The sequence below is a fragment of the Burkholderia sp. AcTa6-5 genome (assembly GCF_017815075.1).
In the GTDB taxonomy this organism is placed as follows: Bacteria; Pseudomonadota; Gammaproteobacteria; order Burkholderiales; family Burkholderiaceae; genus Burkholderia; species Burkholderia sola.
The window spans coordinates 115,962-134,567 of sequence record NZ_JAGIQE010000007.1; the positions used below are offsets into that span (position 1 = coordinate 115,962).

Below are 18,606 nucleotides of genomic sequence, written 5' to 3' on the forward strand. Positions count from 1 at the left end.
CGAGAAGCGGCCGGCGCTTTTGCGCGGCCCACACTGCTGTCGGCAGGGATCGCGGCATCCGCGCCGCGCTACGACCGGTCGCGATTCCTCGCGCGCGTCGCGCCCGTGATGACCGCGATCCCGAACAGGATGACGGCCACGATCTCGATGACGTATTGCGCGACGTGCAGCGTCATCAAACCCCACGCGACGCCGCCGATGAAGATGATCCATCCGACCAGGTAGATAAGCAGGGTCATCGTTTTTCTCCTTGCAGTACTGGCCCATGGCGCGGGTGACCGGCCGTGCAAAATTTACCGGCCGCGCGGGGGCGCGATGGAGGCGCGATTCGCGAGTGGACGAGCATATTCCGGGCCCGGGCATGCGGGGCCGGACCGGCGTCCCGATGGTCGCATTTGGCCGCACGTTTCATTCCGGCGCCGCATCGTGCGCCTGCAGCCCGAGCCGCGCCATGAGCCGCCCGGCATCGAACGGCGCCTGCGTTTTCGTGTCGTTGTCGAAATAGCAGTACACGTCGCGCGTCGCCGCACGCGGCGGTTTCAGCGTCGGTGCGGCGAGACGCGCATCGTCAGGCTGCGCGCCCCGGCTCCACGCTTCGATTCTGCGCGCCCATCGTTCGAGCGCCGCATCGGCGTATTCGCCCGAATACTTCGTTTCGGTGCCGTGCAGCCGGATATAGACGAACCGCGCGCTCAGATCCTCGAACTGCGGCCACGCCTCGGTCGAATCCGACACGACGAGCGCGACCTTGTGGCGGCGCAGCAGCTTCACGAACGCCGGATCCACGAAGCTGTCGTGCCGTACTTCCACCGCATGACGCAACGCGCGCTTGCGGTCGATCTGCAGATAGGGCTCGCGCACGCGCGCATCGTGCCGTCGGGCGAGCGCGAGCGCGGCTTCCGTGTCGTGCGGCAGCAGGCTCAGGAAGCGCTCCATGTGCGCCGGGTCGAACCGCAGCGACGGCGGGAATTGCCACAGCAGCGGCCCGAGCTTGTCCTTCAGCGCGAACAGCCCCTGCGCGAAAAAATTCGCGCATGCGATCGTGGCCGTTTCGTCGCGAAAGCGCAGCATGTGCGTCAGGTAGCGCGACCCTTTCACGCTGAACACGAACCCGGGCGGCGTGTCGGCGTACCAGCGCCGCCAGCTGTCAGGTGCTTGCAAGCTGTAGTGCGTGCCGTTGATTTCGATCGTCTGCATGTGGCCCGAGGCATACCTCAGCTCCTTGGCCTGCTTCAGGTCGGGCGGGTAGAAGGTTCCCCGCCAGCCGGGGTAGCGCCAGCCCGAAATGCCGATGTGAATCCTGCCGGATGTGCGTGTCACGTCGATGCCCGGCTGCGCCGGGTTCCTGATGCGGTCCGGGCGACGAGCAATCCGCGTGCCGCCGCCGTCGCCGAGCCGATTTTTTTAAAGACCGCGCCACGTTCGGCCGGTATGATCGCTGCGCTCGCGAACGACGCAATCGGCCGATGCATCCCGGCGATCCACGCGTCGCAGCCTTCGCCGGCACGGCAATCACGACACCACCGGACGGGCCGCGGCGACACGCGGCCTGCCGATCCGGCCGAACGGGCCAACCCAGCACGACGGAGTATCGACACGATGTGGACGGAGACAGGGGCGGGGCGGCGCGCGACAGCGATCGCGGCCGGCGGAGCGTTGTGCGTGGCCGCCGCGGGCGGCGCGTACGCGCAGGCATCGGTGCCGGCGGCGACAGCGGCCGTGCTGCCGGCCATCGACGTGCGGGGGCCGGCCGACGCATCGTCGGTCGGGCTCGTCGGGCGGCGCAGCGCCACCGGCACCAAGACCGACACGCCGATCGACGAGATTCCGCAAACGGTCAACCTCGTGACCGCGCAACAGATCGACATGACCGGCGCGACCGACCTGAACCAGGCGTTGCGCTACGTGCCCGGTTTCGCGACGTTCGGCGCGGACAGCCGCACCGACTGGTATGCGGCGCTGCGCGGCTTTACGCCGACGCTCTACGTCGACGGCCTGCCGGCGCCGGATACGGCCGTGATCGCGAACTGGCGCGTCGATCCGTACACGATCGATTCGATCGCGGTGCTGCGCGGGCCCACGTCGGTGCTGTACGGCGCGGGCGAGCCGGGCGCGATCGTCGACGCGCACACGAAGCTGGCCGACGGCGAGCGCGTGCGCGAAGCCGGCGTGCAGATCGGCAACGATGCGCGCAAGCAGGCGATGCTCGATGTCGGCGACACGCTCGACCCCGACCGCAAGTATGCGTACCGCTTCGTCGGCGTCGCGCGTGACGGCAATGCGGTGACCGGCCCGAACGGCGACCGGCGCGTCGCGCTCGCGCCGTCGTTCCGCTGGCGGCCGAACGCGGACACGTCGCTGACGGTTTCCGCGACGTTCCTGCAGGACAGCGGCGACATCTCGTCGAACTTCCTGCCCGCGTCTGGCACGGTGCTGCCGAACCCGAACGGCCGCCTGTCGCAGGACCGCTACATGGGCGACCCGTCGTTCAACGACTACCGCAAGAAGCAATGGTCGCTCGGCTATGCGCTGGAACACCGCGTGAACGCGATCTGGACGCTGCATCAGGACGTGCGCTGGTCGCACCTGTCGCTCGACGATGCGACGGTGTTCGGCAACGGCCTCGCGCCGCGCAGCACGACGAACATGATGCGTTTCGCGGGGCTGTTCCAGCTCAACTACAGCCGGCTCGACATCGACAACCACGCGCAGGCGCGCTTCGGCACGGGGCCGCTCGAACACACGCTGCTGTTCGGCGTGCAGTTCGACCGGCAGACGACGACCAACAGCGTGTACCTTGCGCTCGCGCCGTCGCTCGACCTGTACCACCCCGTCTATCGGCCGGTGACGGCCGCGATCTTCTCCGGCCCGACGTCGCTCGGCCACGTCGATCAGTACACGGCGATGAACGGGGTCGGCGTGTACGCGCAGGACCAGATCCGCTGGCAGCGCTGGACGCTGACGCTCGGCGGCCGCGAGGATGTCGTGAATGCGCGGTTCGACGACCGCGCCGCCGGCACGCACGCGCAGCAGGACGTCAGTGCGTTCTCCGGGCGCGTCGGGCTCACCTATCGCGGCGACGCCGGGCTGTCGCCGTACGTCGGCTATTCGACGTCGTTCGATCCGGTCATCGGCGTGCGGATGTTCGGCGGCGGCCTGCCGAAACCGACTCGCGGCGCGCAGACGGAGGCCGGGCTGCGCTGGGAGCCGCCCGGCCGGAACCTGATGCTGAACGCGGCCGTGTATCGGATCGACCAGACCAACGTCGTGACGCCGACGCCGGTCAATCTCGACCCGACCGGCACGACGTCGGTGCAGACCGGCAAGGTGCGCTCGCGCGGCATCGAGTTGAGCGCGGTCGGCAAGCTGACGCGCGAGCTGTCGATCGTCGCGTCGTATGCGTATCAGGACGTCAAGAACGTGCAGGCGAACGACGCGTCGTTGAACCACTGGCCGGTGTCCGTGCCGCTGCCGCGGCAGATCGCGTCGATGTGGGCCGACTGGACCTGGCATACGGGCGCGCTGGCGGGCCTCGGCGTCGGCGGCGGCGTGCGCTACCAGAGCGCATCGGCGGGCGCGCCGGACAACTCGCTGACGGTGCCGAGCGCGACGCTTTACGACCTCGCGATCCATTACGAACTGCCGCGCTGGCGTTTCGCGGTGAACGTCGCGAACCTGTTCGACCGGCGCTACGTGAGCGGCTGCCAATCGTACGCGGTGTGCGTGTTCGGCAACGAGCGGACCGTGCTGGCCAGCGCGAAATACAACTGGTAGGCGCGAGCGCGTCGCATGCGGCCTACGCGCGGCGTTGCGGCTCCCGGGCGGCGGTGCGCGCGCCCGCATGGCCCTGGCGCCGCCATTCGGTCGGCGTGATGCCGAACCGTTCGCGAAAGGCGGTCGCGAAATTGGCCGGCGTGGAAAAGCCGATTTCCTTCGCGATGCTGGCGATGCTGAGCGACGTGGAATCCAGCAGATCCTGCGCGATCCGCAGCCGTTCGTAGCGCAGATACTCGAACACGGTCTGGCCGAGATTGTCGCGAAACGCGCGCGACAGGCGCTTTTCGTGCGTGCCGACCGCGCGCGCCAGTTCCTCCACCGTCGGCGGATCGTTCAGCGTGCGCGACAGGTGGCGGATGGCCGCGCGCACGATGATGTCGTCTTCCTTGCCGCCCGCGGGCGGGCGTTCCGCGTGCTCCGTCACGGCGGGCCGTTCGCGCTTCGTCCGGGACAGCTGCACGCGAATCCGCGCGATCACCTCCGCCGGCTCGAATGGCTTCACCACATAGTCGACGCCGCCGATCTCGAGCCCCTCGAGCCGTTCGTGCAACGCGTCGGCCACGGTCAGGAAGATGACCGGGATCGCGCTCGTCAGCGGATCGGCGGCCAGCAGGCGGCATGCGGTGAAGCCGTCCATGTGCGGCATGCGCACGTCCATCAGGATCAGGTCGGGCATCAGCGCCTGCGCGCGCTGGCACGCTTGCGTGCCGTCGAATGCGATGCTGATCCGGCATCCCGTGCTGCGCAGGATCTCGATCAGCAAACGGAGCTGGTCGGGTTGATCGTCGACGATCAGGATATGCGCGTCGCTCAACGCGGAGATCGGTGAAGACATCGTGCACCTGTGGTGAAAAGGCGGTTGGCTGCGTTTCCGCGGGTGGCCTGCCCGGTGCGGTGGAAACGTCGGAAGCCGCTCTGTGACGACGCATCGCACGGCGTTCGTCGTTTTAATCACGGAGCCGGTCGACACGCGACGGATTGCCGTGAGCGCGTGGAGAACGATCACGACTGCCGGAATCGATGCGAGCGGAATTGTAGGAGCATATTTCGAATCCGGCCAGCCATGACGACGCTATTCGCACCATTCAATCTTCTCGATTATCGAAAATGGCGGTTTGCGACAGGAATGTAAGGCGTCGACGTGCGTCAATATTCATGGTTTACGCGTATATCCAGTGAGAAATCGCACAGCCGGGCAGTTTCGCGATTGTCTTTTTGAAGAAAGATGTTATTGGAATCCGCTTTGGCAAAGTATTTATCCGCTCGGTAAAAGATTTTTAATAACGGCGTCGGCGCGAAATCGTTTGCGAAATGGATATGTTTTACCTAAGCCGTTGAATATTTGGAATTTTACAATCTATAAAGAATGCCGTCTTTAATAACTCGGGCTCGTGTCTCATAATTCGTCCGAACTTTGAACGACGGGTCGAGCAGAGCAGCGGAAGCGCCGCAAGCGGTGACGGACGTTGCCTGACCCGGGGCCGGCGCATCAATTGATGACTGTCCAGGCCCGTGCTTGCTGCACGGAAACGAAACCCCGGTTGTTGCCCGGGATGAAATAAAAGAAGCGTGGTGGGTCGCGGTCGGCGCGACGACAAATCGGGGATGTACATGACGACGGGTTGAATCTCCGGATTCAGTCGGGGGAAAACTCGTCCATGAGAAACAATACGTATTCCTAATGCAATTGTCGAATTAACGGAACGGGACGTCGGGACGACGACATGCCCGCGGCTTTCGAACGCCCTGCCGAAACGGGTGCTCGATGCGTGTCGTGTCGATATGGTGGCCCGGTAGCGGAATCCGCTTCCGAAACGAAGTCGCAATCGAAGTCGAAGCTGTCAATAAAAGTAAGTAGTCCGTATTCAAACCAGACGCTACACAACGGAGCAGAAGACCATGAAGAGGAAGCAGATTTCGGCGCTCGCCGCCGCGATGTTCACGGGCGCGGGTGTGCTGATCGCCGGCGGCGCCCACGCGGACAATTTCGTCGACCGCGGCAACCCGGACAACGCGCTGAACGGCCAGTGCATCGACGGGACCAACCCGCTGTGCGTGGCGACCAAGAACGGCAGCTACGTGGCAGTCAGCACCACCAACGTGACGCAAGGCACCAACGCGAAGGCCGGCACCAGCGGTATCGCGATCGGCGACCAGTCGAACGCGAGCAGCAAGGGCGGTTCCAGCAGCGGCGGTGCGATTGCGATCGGCGTCGGCTCGCAGGCGCTGGCGAATTCGGCGATGGCGATCGGCACGGTCGCGGTCGCACAGGGCAACACCGCGCTGGCGATCGGCCGCCAGTCGGCGGCGGTCGGCGATTTCTCGATGGCGCTCGGCAACGTCGCGGACGCGCACGGCACGAGCTCGATTGCGCTCGGCCACTCGGCGCTCGCCAGCGGCGACCGCTCGGTCGCGATCGGCGGCGCGAACCCGACGTCGAGCGACGGCGTATCGGCAGGCGCATCGTACGACGCAGCCACGCAGACGCGTGCCGCCGGCACCCAGTCGGTGGCGATCGGCGCCGGCGCGCAGACGAACGACAACAACCAGGTGGCGATCGGCTCGGGCAGCGTCGGCGCGAACAACGGCGGTACGCCGGTATTCGGCGGCACGGCCGCGCCGGTCGGCGGCGCGGTGTCGTTCGGCGCGCTCGGCAGCGAACGCCAGCTCAAGAATGTCGCGGCGGGCGCGGCCGATACCGACGCCGTCAACGTCCAGCAGCTGAAGAACGTGAACAACACGCTGAGCACGGGCATCGGCAATGTCGACGCACGCGTGACGTCGGTCGGCAATTCGCTGTCGACCACGATCTCGAACGTCGACCAGCGCGTGACCAGCGTCGGCAACAGCTTGAGCACGAGCATCGTCACGGCGACGCAGAACGTCGTCAAATACACCGACGACTCGCATGCGGCGATCGCGCTCGACGGCGCGACCGGCACGACGATCGGCGGCGTGGCTGCGGGCGTCGCCGACACCGACGCGGTCAACGTCGGCCAGTTGAAGGGCAGCGTCGCGCCGTTGCAGACGTCCCTGTCGACGGCGGCGTCGAACATCACGAACCTGCAGAACAGCGTGACCGGCATCAACGGATCGCTGAGCACCGCGGCGTCGAACATCGTCAACCTGCAGGCGGCCGATACGCGCAACGTCAAGTACGACGGCGCGAGCGGCTTCGACTCGGTGACGTTCGCCGGCCCCAACGGCACGACGCTGCACAACGTCGCGGACGGCGTGGCCGCAAACGACGCGGTGAACGTCGGCCAGCTCGGCAAGGCGACCGACACGCTGAACCAGTCGATCACGGCCGTCGGCAACCAGGTGACGACGAACACCGGCAACATCGCGGCGCTTCAGCAGGACGCGCTGCAGTGGAACCCGGGCCTCGGTGCATACGATGCAAGCCACGGCGGCCACGGCCCGCAGCTGATCAGCAACGTCGCGGCCGGCAAGCGCGGCACGGACGCGGTCAACGTCGATCAGCTGACCGCGGCGATTCACGACGGGACGAGCCAGCTCGACGCGCTCGCCGTCAAATACGACGATGCGAGCAAGCAGCAGGTATCGCTCGGCGCGGGCAACGGCGGGAATCCGGTGCGCGTGACCAACGTCGCGGAAGGCAACGTGGCGGCCGGCAGCACCGATGCGGTGAACGGCGCGCAACTGCGTCGCGCGACCGACGGCGCCGCGGCCGCACTCGGCGGCGGCGCGACGGCGAACCCGGACGGCTCGATCGGCGCACCGAACTACAAGATCGGCGGCAGCGCGTTCAACAACGTCGGCGACGCGCTGACGAACCTCGACGGCCGCGTCGGCAGCAACACGACGACGCTCGCGAATCACGAAACGCGCCTCGGCAACGCCGAAACCAATATCACGAACAACACGGCCGCGATTGCCGGGCTGCAGCAGGATGCGCTGCAATTCGACCCGACGCTCGGCGCGTTCAACGCCGCGCGCGGCGGTGCGCCGACGAAGCTGACGAACGTGGCCGACGGCAACCTCGCCGCGGGCAGCACGGACGCGGTCAACGGCGGCCAGTTGTCGGGCGTGAAGACCGCGCTCGAACAGCAGATCACGAACGTGTCGAACCAGGCCGGCGAAGCGGTGAAGAACGTCGTCAAGTACGACGTCGACCCGAGCGGCAACCGGCTGAATTCGGTGTCGCTCGTCGGCGGCGACGCCACGTCGGCGGTCGTGCTGAAGAACGTCGCGGCCGGCACCAGCGATACCGACGCGGTGAACGTGAAGCAGCTGAAGGACGTGCAGTCGAACCTGAACCAGCTCGGCGCGCTCGCGGTGCAGTACGACGACAGCTCGAAGAGCACGATCACGCTCGGCGGCGCGGGCGGCACGCGCATCACCAACGTGCAGGCCGGCACGCTCGGCGCGACCAGCACCGACGCGGTGAACGGCTCGCAGCTCTACGCGACCAACCAGCAGGTGTCGAAGAACACCACCGACATCTCGAGCCTGCAAGGGAGCGTGACCAACATCGCGAACGGCAAGGCCGGCCTCGTGCAGCAGCAGGACCCGAACGGCGCGATCACGGTCGGCAAGGAGTCGGGCGGCACGAGCGTGAACTTCTCCGGCACGGCGGGCGATCGCGTGCTGACCGGCGTGGCGGCGGGCGTGAACGCCAACGACGCGGTCAACATGGGCCAGTTCAACGCCGCGCTGCAGAATGTCGCGGTCAACGACCGGATCCGTGCGACCGCGACCGATGCGAACACCACGTGGATCGCGCGCGCCGATGCGGGTGCGATCGGGTCGACGGCGACCGCAACCGGCAAGAACGCGGTGGCGGTCGGCCAGGGCTCGGTCGCCGATCGCGACAATTCGTTCTCGGTCGGCGCGAAGGGCAGCGAGCGCCAGGTCACGAACGTCGCGGCCGGCACGGCGCCGACCGACGCGGTGAACGTGCAGCAGCTGAACGACAACCTCGCGACCGCGTCGACGCAGGCGAAGGGCTATACCGACCAGCGCATCGGGCAGGTGTACAACTCGTTCAACGACCTGAAGAAGGACATGTACGGCGGCGTCGCGTCGGCGATGGCGGTGGCGGGCTTGCCGCAGCCGACCGGCGCGGGGCGTTCGATGGTGTCGGCGGCGACGTCGAACTATCACGGCCAGCAGGGCTTCGCGGCCGGCTACTCGTATGTGACGGAGAGCAACCGCTGGGTCGTCAAGGCATCGGTGACGGGCAACACGCGGTCGGACTTCGGTGCGGTGGTCGGCGCGGGTTATCAGTTCTGATGCAGGCCGCGTCGCGTTGAGCGACGCGCGGTGCCGGGCAATGGATACTCAGCCCGGCACCATCCGCTGTCGATCGAAGGCCCGGGGTTCGTTCGCGAATCCCGGGCCGTCGTCGTTTGATGTCGCCAGTCGATCGGGCACCGCGCATCGACGATGCCGTCGCGAATGCGAGTCACACTATCCGCCGCGATCGTCGCCATCCCGCAACCGACGGCGCGGCAAGGGTTCCACGCGCATCCGGCGGAACGTCCAATGCGAGTTGTGGAATGCGAGCCCGCGCTCGTATTCTGAAGTCCTCGGGCGGCATGGCATGGAGCCTTCGCCCTTCACCGCATCAGAGCGCGCGACCATGACCGACACGACCCACACGATGAAACTCAACCACCTGAGCTTCCCCTCTGCCGACACGCTGGCGACGGCCCGATTCTTCGAGCGATACCTCGGCTTCACGATCGCGGGAAGCTGGGACAAATCGTGGATTCTCAAACGCCCGGGCTTCGACGTCGTGATCGATCACGTCGGCGACGGCGTGCCCGCGTGGCCGACCCATTTCCACGTCGGCTTCGAACTGCCGAGCCTCGAGGCCGTGCAAGCGTTGTTCGCGCGCTTCAAGGAGGAGGGCGTCGCGATGGAGACGGACGTCTTCAACAACGGGCGCGGCTCCCGCTTCTTTTGCCGCGCGCCGGGTGGCGTGATGTTCGAACTGAACACGCGCGCGGACGCCGCGCCGGAATATCGGGGCACCTTCGACGATTGACGTCGGAACAAGCGGATCGGGGAAATCCGCCCCACGGGCATAAAAATAGAGCCGCGTAGCGTGCCCGATCCGCGACGGCCGCCGCGCGGCCGTCGTCGCCTGTCGCGATGCGCCGCGCCGTCAGCGCGGCTGAAAGCGGATCCATGGCGTCGCATTGTTGGTCGGATAGACGACCCACCAGTGCGCGTACACGTCGACTTGCAGCTCGTTGGCCAGCGCCTGCGCGAAACTGAAGCGGCCGGCCATCCCGGCGAAGCAGGTAACGAGCTTGATCGGCCTGCCCGACGCGGCGGGAAAGTTCGTATCGGCCGCGCCATAGCCCTGCGCGCGCAGGAACCGCGCCAGCGTGGACGCGGAGGTCGGCCGGTTGATCGGCACGCCGTTCTTGGCCGTCCACTCGACCATCGCGCTGCGCGAAATACCGTGCGTCGCGACGACGTCGACGTCGAGGTTGCCGACCCGCGTGAGATTCTGCGCGAACTGCTGCCGCTGCAGATCGGTGGTGAACGCATCCCACCGGGCTTTCACGCTGGCCGTGACCGGATCGTTCGGCATCAGGATCCGCACCTTGCCGACCAGGCCGCTCTGGCCGGGTTCGCTCGGCAAGCCGGGCGCGTTCGGCGGCGGATAGTTCGGGATTTCGCCGGCGTTCTCCAGGGGCGTCGGGTTCACGCCGACCGACGCCTTGCCGGTGAAGAAGGTGAGGTGCGCGCCCGCCGCCATCAGCCCGGCGCCGCCGCCCGCCACCGCGCCGATCGCGATGTTCAGCGCGGTCGCGCGGCTGAAGAACGGCTGCCCGGTCATGCCGGCCGTCACGCCGGCCCCGGCCGCGCCGCCGGCCACGCCGCCCGCGATGCCGGAGACGAGCGACACCGACAGCGTGGTGGCTACCTTGCCCGCGCTCAGGCCGAGCGCCGCGCGCGCGGTCAGTGCGCCGGCGCCGCCGCCCGCGAGCGCGCCGGCCGCGCCGGCCGCCGCACCGGCCAGCGCATCGATGCCGAACTGTTTCCAGCTGATCTGGTCGCCGGTGGCCATGCTCATGAGGTCGCCGGCCATCGACCCGACCGCGCCGGCCACGACGCCCACCAGGATCGCCGCGCCGATGCCGGTGCCGAGCAGCAGCACGCCGGCCACACCCACCGCCAGCGTGACCAGCGCGCCGACGATGATGCCCCACACGTTCATGCCGCTCGGATCGGTGAAGACGAGCGGGTTGTTGCCGACATAGACGTACGGCGACGGCGTTTCCAGCATCGGATCGACGCTGAGGTAGCGGCCGTAGCCCGGGTGGTAGAAGCGCGCGTTGCAGTCGTAGAAACCGGAATCCGCGTCGTAGTTGTGGCCGGTGAACAGGCGCGGCCACGCGAACGGCGCGGCCATCAGCACGGTGGGCTGGCCGTACACGTCGTACTGCCACGCGCCGACGGTCTCGCCGCTCGCGTCGAGTAGCACGCGCACGCTGCCGAGATGGTCGAGCAGCGCGAAGTAGAAGCGCCCGTCGTGCCACGCGACCTGGACGTCGAGCGCGGCGATGAAGCGGGTCGGCGCGCTCGCGCCATTCGCCGCGTCGATCATGAGTTCGCCGTCGGGCATCGACGTCTGGAAGCGCTGCGACGTCGCGCCGCCGCTCGTCCGGGTCAGCGCCGCGCGATTGCCGTCCGCGTCGCGCAGGATCGATAGCGACGCACCCGGCCCGGCGTAGCTGACGGGCCGTCCGGTGCCGGCGTCATAGCCGATCTGCCAGCACGTCGCACCCGCGCCGTCGCTCGCGCCGACGATGCCGCCCGCATGGTCGTACGCGAACGTGGTGGTGTCCTGCGCGGCCGTGTAGCCGGTCAGGCGGTTGGTGCCGGCCGCATACGTGTAGCCGGCCGAATCGGCGCCGCGCGTGTGCCGCTCGAAGTTGCCGTTCAGGTCGATCTCCCAGCGTTGCGCGTCGGCGCCGGAACCGAACGCGGTCAGCTGGCCGAGCGAATCCATCGTGGTGCAGGCCGGCCCGACCGACCCGCCGGGCACGTCCGACGTGACGGTCTGTCGTGCGATTTCGCCGTTGTAATAGCCGCCGCCCTCACAGGCGCCGGTGTCGTAGGCGAGCGTTTCCCTGAGCACGCCCCCGGCATCGCTGACTGTGGGCCAGCCGGGCGGCGTGTACGCGAAGCGTCGGGACAGCATCGACGCGCCTTTGCCGTCGGGCAACAGGCGGGTGAGCGCCGGTTTGCCGTTCGGCTCGTACTCGTGCGCGATCAGCACCGTCGTCGTGCCGCCGGTGTCGGCCGCGACCTCGAGCACGCGGCCGAGCGCGTCGTAACGGCGCAGGCTGACGAGCCCCGTGGTCGAATCCGTGCTCGACAGCAGATTGCCGCCGGCCGACCACGTATTCGCGATGACGCAGTCGCCCGCGGGCGTCCCGGCGAATTGCCGGCGCCGCGCGAGCACGCGCCCGGCCCGGTCGTACGCGACCGTCTCGGTCAAGCCGGCCTGCCCGGCGTCGCCCTGGTTGACCTCCACCTTCCAGAGCCGGCCGGCGAGGTGGTCGTCCTGGGTCGCATCCGATCCGTCGCCGTCGTAGTGGCGGCGCACGCTCCAGGTGGGCGGCGACGGCGGCCACTCCGGGTCGTCGGCATGCTGCTGAAGCTGCGCGCGGTCCCACGCGACGGCACAGGTGCCTTCCTCGATCACGCGGCTCAGCGTGTCGTATTTCCGGTAGGCGATGTAGCCGCCGTTCAATGCATTGCCGTCGGCGAGGAAGCGCATCAGCCCGGCGCTGCTGTAGACGATCTGCGTGGTGCCGCTGTCGGGATCGGTCGAGCTGAGCCGGTGCCCGGCGAAGTCGTAGTCGGCGGTGCTGCTGCCGGCCGGCACGGCTTTCGTGCCGGCGCCGCCTGCCGCGTACGACGCGGGCGGCACCGACGCGATGGTGCGGCCCTGCGCGTCGTAAATCTGGCTCATGCGCCAGTCGAGGCTGTCGTCGGTGAGCGCGTTCTGCACGACGCGGCCGATCAGGTGTTCGGCCGTGTCCGACCAGCTTTGCGTGACCGCGCCGTTGGGATCGACGTCCGTGGTCAGGTGATACTCGCCGATCGGCAGCGGATAGGCGAAGCGCCCCGCGTCGGCGTTGACGCCGTAGCCGCGCGTCGCGTAATGCGTGCTGCCGGGCCGGATCGCATAGTCGTAGCCGGGCTGACCGAACGCCACCGGTCGGCCGAGCGGGGCGTTTTCGTAGACCGTGCGCGCGAACGGATAGCCGCCGGCGTCGGGATGCCACGCGGCGAGCGCGCCCTCGAGCGGCGCGCCTTGCCAGAGGCTGCCGTCGGCGCCGCCGTTGGTCACCAGCCCGTCCTGGTAGACGAACAACGCCTGTGCGCCGGACACCGTGACACGGCTCGTGAGTGCCCGGATCGCGGTGTTGCCGCGATCGTCGTACACGCCGGTGTCGAGCACCGCGCTATCGGCCGATTCGAGCTTCAGCGTCTGCAGGCTGCGCGCGAGGCCATCCCGATACTCGACGCTCAGGCCGACGTCCTCGGCCACGGCCAGCGCCGAGAAGCTGCCGGGCTGCGTCATGCCGAGCTGGATGCCGAACGGGGCGGCGACCGCGGCGTCCGCATATTCGAACACCTTGAGCCCGTCGGCGAAGAACAGCACGCGGCCCGTCACGGCCACCAGCAGCCATTCCCGTGCGGCCGGCGCGCCGCTGTCGGATTGCAGCAGCACGGGGTTCGCGCCGTCGAGCCGCCACAGACGCCAGCCCTGCGCCGGGCTGAAGCCGACGAACCAGGTGCCGGTGCCGAGCACCGCGTCGCCGAGGCTGGCGCGGTCGACCAGCACGCGCGCGGCGATGCTCGCCGCCGCGAAACCGGTGCGTTCGAGCCGCGCGCCGAGCGGCCCGGCCGCTTCGCCGTGATAGCTGAGCAGCCCGCCGCCCGCGCTCCAGTCGGCCGCATTGCCCGACGCGGCCGTGTAGAACGCCAGCGCGCCGTTGCAGAAGCCGTCGTATATGCCGATCCCCTGGCCGTTGACGTTGATCGCCGCGTTCGGCGTGGCGCGCGGAAACGGCGCGGCCGGGCCGATCGTCGTGTCCTGCGCGGCGAACCAGGTCATGCTGATCAAGCTCGGATTGTCCCAGGGGCCGACCGTCACGGACGGCTCGGCGAACGGGTTGTAGAGCGTGCGCGAACGCACGCCGTTCGGCGCGGTGGTGCCGAGCGTGCGCAGCCGTGCGCCGTCGTAGGCGATCGACTGGAACTGGCAGTCGAGCGGCGTGAAGAACACGTCGTCGAGCCGCAGCCACGCCGCGCCGCCCGCCGGCAGTTCGGCCCGAATGCCGAGCGTGACGGTGGCGTTCGCGCCGAGGCCGAGCGACGACGGATCGACGGTCCATTGCTGCGGTTGCCACTGGCCGGCGGTGGGCGCGAGGCGCCGGCTCAACTGCGCGCCGCCCGGCGCGGTGAGCGTCAACGTCACGGTGAAGTCGCTCGCGGTCGCGCCGGGCGGGCTCTTGAACCAGAGGCCGAACAACTGCCGCGCGCGGCCGTCGGTCAGCGTCACGGCACGGGTGAGCGTCGCCGACGCGGTGATCTGCAGGCAGGCGGTGCCGCTGGCCGCGTCGTCGCGATAGACGGCGGCGCCGGCCGGCAGGCTCCAGGTCGGCCGCTGGTAATCCTCGAAACTGTCGTACGCATTGCCGCCCGCCGAATTGACGAAGCCGGCGATGCGAAAGCGCGCTGCATCGTCGAACAGCGAAGCCATCGGCCGGCCGGTGACGTCGTGTGAGAGCAGCACGTTGCCCTCGCCGTCGCGCGTGTCGATACGCTCCTCCAGCAGCCAGCCCGCGCCGGGCTGACCGCCGTTCCACGCGGCGAACGGCGGCGCGTTCTCGTCGACCGCGACCCAGCTGTCGGCTTCCGCGAGATAGGTGGTGCCGTCGTCGTGCGCCCAGCTGCGGAAGGTCTGCGCCTTCGCGGCCTGCAACAGCCAGCCGCCGTCCGCCTGCACCCGCGTCGATGCGCTGGCCACCGGCGCGAGGATGTGCGCGCTCCACATCGCCGGGTAGACCTCGAAACCGAACAGCGACGTGCGCTGCGTGACGTTGAGCTCGCCCCGGCTGTCGTAATAGGCGGTCTGCACCGTGGCCGGATAGCCCGACGCCGGGTTGTACGCATAGGTCATGGTGCGCGCGACGCCCTGCAGGCTCTCGACCGACGTCGCGATCTGCGGCACGGCGTCGTAGAGATTGCGCAGCGTGGCGCCGTTCGCGTCGCTCGCGACCTGGTCGGTGTAGGTCCAGTCGCTGGTGGTGGACGACAGCAGCGTGCCGTCGCGCTCGTACACCGAACTCGACAGCAGCAGGCCGGCCGCCAGCGAGTACGCGTCGTCGACGGGCGCGGCCGTCCCGCGTACGCCGGCGCGGATGCGGCAATCGTCCGGCAACTGCAGCGTCCGCGCGGGCAGGCCGTTGTAGAAATGGCTCGTGGTCCAGCCGTAGCGCTGCGCCTGCGGCGTCGCGCACGCCTGGTATTCGGACACCGTCGAGAATTGCACGATGCTGCCCGACGGATCGGTGTTGGCCGACACGTCCGCGTACGCGTAGCAGCGCAGCATCGTGTCGTAGCCGCTGTCCATCGCGAGCGCGGTCACGACGAAGGCCGCGAGCGGCGCATGCAGCGAGTGATTCGCATAGCGGTGCAGCGTGATGTGGGTCGATGCGTCGATCTCGTTGCCCGACGGGAAGGTCACGAACCCCGACGGAATCGCCGGCAGCTTGCCCGAAATGGCCGTCTCGTAGTGCAGCGTGCTGTTGAGCAGGCGGAACATCTGCTGCCCGGGAAAACGCTCGACCACCGGCTCGCCTTGCGCGTCGCGCAGCAGCCCGCCGTTGCAGAAGAAGCGCACCTGCGTGTCGAGCGGCGCACCGTCGGCGTCGAGCGTCATGAACGCGAGGAAGTCCGGCGCCTGGTTGATGACGGTCGTGCTGTCGAAGCGATCGACGGTGATCTCGCCCAGCCGGAAGCCGGCGAGCGGGTTCCACGCGGGCCAGACCGACCGGCCGTAGAGGTCGCGGTTCTGCGACAGGAACGTGCCGGCCAGCGTCGGGAAGCCCTGCGTCTCGCGGTCCGCGGGCGCCGGGTCCTCGTCCTGCAGCACCTGGGTGACCCACGGCGTGTCGGCGTCGGGATCGAAACTGTCGAGCGCGGCGTAGAGCGCCGACGTCGTGTTCTCCGTCTTCAGCACGCCGAGCTGATCCCACGCGTACCAGTAGAACTGGCGGTTCGCGTCGCTGCCGGGCGCGTACTGGATGCCGGCGAAGTGGTAGGACCAGCTCACGCCGTCGAACACCAGCACGTTCGGGCCCGAGCCGATCAGGCTGTTGCCGGTGATCACCGGGCCGAGCGTCTGCATGAAGGCCGGCGACAGGTTCGTGAAGCCCGGGCCGTCGAATACGTCGGGCAGCGGGCGCAACGCGAGGTTGCCGTAGTCGTCGTCCCACGCGAGCACGGCCAGGCGGTAGTCGAAAGCCTGCACCACGCCGCCCGACGACGCATAGCGGTCGATCCACGCGGCGGCCGCGAAGCCCTGGCCCATCGACAGCTGGAAATACGACGTGGCGCCGACCGCCGGAATCGTGATCGCGTCGGTGTCCAGCGTGCTGCCGAGCCGCCACGCCAGCGTCGCCGCATCGCGGACCATCAGGCTGAAGCGGCCGCGCGCCGTGTCCTCGTCATAGCAGAACACCAGATAGTGATTGGTGGTCGCCGCCACGTACGATTGCGTGTTGACGCTGCCGGACGGGCAGCACGTGCCGCTCGCGAGCGCGGGCGCGACGTCCCAGTCGCGCGTCTGCCAGTTCAGCGCGTAGCGGTCGACGCGGCGATCGTCGTCGTCGATCACGACGAAGAAGTCGGCGCCGTTGGCGATCCGCAGTTGCGTGCTGTCGTAGCGGTACGGCGTGGGCGAGCCGGGCTCGCCCGCGAAATGCCAGTCCGCGTTCGCGACCGGCCGGCGCGACGCGAGATAGAGCGTCGATTGCGTGTCGTCGAGGTTGGCCAGCAGCAGCATGAAGCTGTCGGCGCTGGTCGTGGCTACCGTCCGATCGAGATCGAGCGCGCCGTCGAAGCGCTGCCAGTCCGTCCAGGCCGAAATCCAGCGGCCCAGCCACGTGTAGACGTTCACCAGCAGCGCGTTCTCGCTGGCCTCGTACCAGGCGACGACCACGTAGTCGGCGCCGTACCAGATGCGCGGCGCGCCCGGCCGGCTGGCGCCGAACGGATTGTCGACGGTGAGGTTGCGCGAGCCCGGATCGACGTTCTCGTCCGCGCCCACGTCGATCTCGGCGTACGTGTAGCGCAGCACGCCGCCGGTGGGCAGCGTCATCGACGTCATCGCGCCCGGGTTCGGCGCGCCGTCGGCATCGAAGTTGTAGTCGAATGCGATGCCGGGGCGGGCCGCGCCGCCGCTGAAGGTATCGGTCACCCCTTTCAGATAGCGTTTGTAGCAGGCGCCGGTGGCGAGCGGATTGGCTGCGTCGCGCGGCGCGAGCAGGGTCAGGTCGTACCAGTCGAAATCGAGCCGGGTCTGCTGCGCGCCCGAGCCGTCGATCACGTCGACGTGGTCGAGATAGCGCGTCTCGTAACGGTCCTGCCATGCGTTCGGCTGGTCGCCCGGCGCCTGGGCAGGGTCGCCGTGCGCGGCCAGGTATTCCTTCGGCGCGTCGAGCGAGCGGGTGTCGTAGGTCATCGGCTGCCACGCGAACCGGCACGACCAGCCGAGATCGTTTTCCATGCTCGCGATCTGGCATTCGCGCGTGTAAGTCAACGTGCCGTCGCCGACCGCCTGCTCGATCGTGCTGTACGAAAATTCGATCCAGTGCCCGAGCGTATTGCGCAACTGCGCGAGATTCCACGCGAGCGCGTAGCGCTGCTGGTTTTCCGCGCGGCGGCTCGGGCCGACCCAGTTGCCCCAGCGGATGCCCCACTGGATCAGGTTGCGCGCGGCGGCGGCCGCATCCGAGCCGCCGTAAGTGGCGACCGTGCCGTCCGGGCGGACGACTTCCCAGCTGTCCCAAGCCGGGTAGTGCGTGATCTGCCAGAACTGGTAGGGCGCCGTTTCATAGGACTGGCCGTCGGTGGTCACGGTGATCATGCCGTCCGGTTGCCGGCGCAACAGGTGCGAGCGGCGCAGCGGCGCATCGTCGAGACGCCACTCGTCGGGGCGGCCGGTGGACGCGATCCGCGCGTCGCCGGACGGGCGCCAGCCGTGTCGTTCCAGCGCGGACGCGAGCGGCGCCGGCACGCGGTCGCTCGCGAACAGCGCCGCGGTCGCGGCGTCGTCGAACGCGTCGGCGGGCAGCGTGCCGCGGCTCCACGCCGTCGGGATCGGCACGAGCTGCATCGCCTGGCCCTGGCTCATCAGGTAATACTGGACGTCGAGCGGGCTGCCCGTACCCTGCGTTTCCGCGACGATGCGTTCGAGCGGCATGCTCCAGCCCACGCCGAGCGCGCCGCTCGGGTTCGTGAGGTTCCATTGCGAGACCTGGTCCGCGACGTTGCTCTGGTACAGCAGGGTCAGGTCGAACGCCAGCCCGCCACGTGCCGGCAGCGTCAGCAGCTTGAGCGGAAAGGCGAGATTGCCGCGGAACAGGTTCACGGCGGAACCGAAGCTGCCGGCGTCGAACTGGAGCACGCCCAGGGCGGGGATGTCGGCTTGCTGGCTGGCGCTGGTGGACATGGCGACTCCTCGAGAAAATGGTCCTCGGCCCGAACGGCGGGCGGAGGACCACGAAAGGCACGACTGCAAACCGGACAATGGAACGACGCCGC

The 18,606-nt window shown here is 68.5% G+C and carries 7 protein-coding genes; 3 read left to right on the forward strand and 4 right to left on the reverse strand.

Annotated features, from left to right (window positions below):
- Positions 1 to 68: 68 nt before the first annotated feature.
- Together J8I33_RS11980 and J8I33_RS11985 are read right to left on the reverse strand one after the other, a co-directional pair.
- On the reverse strand, positions 69 to 239 hold the full coding sequence (locus J8I33_RS11980) for a hypothetical protein (RefSeq protein ID WP_167351632.1): 171 nt from the start codon (positions 237 to 239) through the stop codon (positions 69 to 71).
- 169 nt (positions 240 to 408) lie between these two features.
- Positions 409 to 1,320 (reverse strand): DUF72 domain-containing protein, encoded by a 912-nt coding sequence (locus J8I33_RS11985; protein ID WP_209935834.1) that lies wholly within the window; start codon positions 1,318 to 1,320, stop codon positions 409 to 411.
- 279 nt (positions 1,321 to 1,599) lie between these two features.
- Here J8I33_RS11985 and J8I33_RS11990 point away from each other — a divergent pair, with 279 nt between their 5' ends.
- Positions 1,600 to 3,774: a TonB-dependent siderophore receptor gene (locus tag J8I33_RS11990; RefSeq protein WP_209935841.1), complete on the forward strand. Its 2,175-nt coding sequence runs from the start codon at positions 1,600 to 1,602 to the stop codon at positions 3,772 to 3,774.
- A gap of 22 nt (positions 3,775 to 3,796) precedes the next feature.
- Here J8I33_RS11990 and J8I33_RS11995 read toward each other — a convergent pair whose 3' ends face one another.
- The gene (locus J8I33_RS11995; RefSeq protein WP_050015289.1) at positions 3,797 to 4,612 is read right to left on the reverse strand and encodes a response regulator; all 816 of its coding nucleotides are present in this window, start codon (positions 4,610 to 4,612) and stop codon (positions 3,797 to 3,799) included.
- A 1,064-nt stretch (positions 4,613 to 5,676) separates the two neighbouring features.
- Between J8I33_RS11995 and J8I33_RS12000 the strand changes: the two genes are divergently transcribed.
- Both J8I33_RS12000 and J8I33_RS12005 read left to right on the forward strand, forming a co-directional pair.
- A complete protein-coding gene (locus J8I33_RS12000) occupies positions 5,677 to 9,033 on the forward strand; it encodes a YadA-like family protein (RefSeq protein WP_209935848.1) in 3,357 nt (1,118 codons plus the stop codon).
- Positions 9,034 to 9,382: 349 nt separating this feature from the next.
- Positions 9,383 to 9,790 carry a VOC family protein gene (locus J8I33_RS12005; RefSeq protein ID WP_185731848.1) on the forward strand — a complete coding sequence of 136 codons (408 nt, stop codon included), beginning with the start codon at positions 9,383 to 9,385 and terminating at the stop codon, positions 9,788 to 9,790.
- Positions 9,791 to 9,910: 120 nt separating this feature from the next.
- Here the strand turns inward: J8I33_RS12005 and J8I33_RS12010 are convergent, their stop codons facing one another.
- On the reverse strand, positions 9,911 to 18,514 hold the full coding sequence (locus tag J8I33_RS12010) for an RHS repeat-associated core domain-containing protein (RefSeq protein WP_209935854.1): 8,604 nt from the start codon (positions 18,512 to 18,514) through the stop codon (positions 9,911 to 9,913).
- Between the last annotated feature and the right edge of the window lie 92 nt (positions 18,515 to 18,606).

Coding starts and splice junctions, on each gene's coding strand:
- J8I33_RS11980 (WP_167351632.1), bottom strand. CDS start 239: ATGACCCTGCTTATCTACCTGGTCGGATGGATCATCTTCATCGGCGGC.
- J8I33_RS11990 (WP_209935841.1), top strand. CDS start 1,600: ATGTGGACGGAGACAGGGGCGGGGCGGCGCGCGACAGCGATCGCGGCC.
- J8I33_RS11995 (WP_050015289.1), bottom strand. CDS start 4,612: ATGTCTTCACCGATCTCCGCGTTGAGCGACGCGCATATCCTGATCGTC.
- J8I33_RS12000 (WP_209935848.1), top strand. CDS start 5,677: ATGAAGAGGAAGCAGATTTCGGCGCTCGCCGCCGCGATGTTCACGGGC.
- J8I33_RS12005 (WP_185731848.1), top strand. CDS start 9,383: ATGACCGACACGACCCACACGATGAAACTCAACCACCTGAGCTTCCCC.
- J8I33_RS12010 (WP_209935854.1), bottom strand. CDS start 18,514: ATGTCCACCAGCGCCAGCCAGCAAGCCGACATCCCCGCCCTGGGCGTG.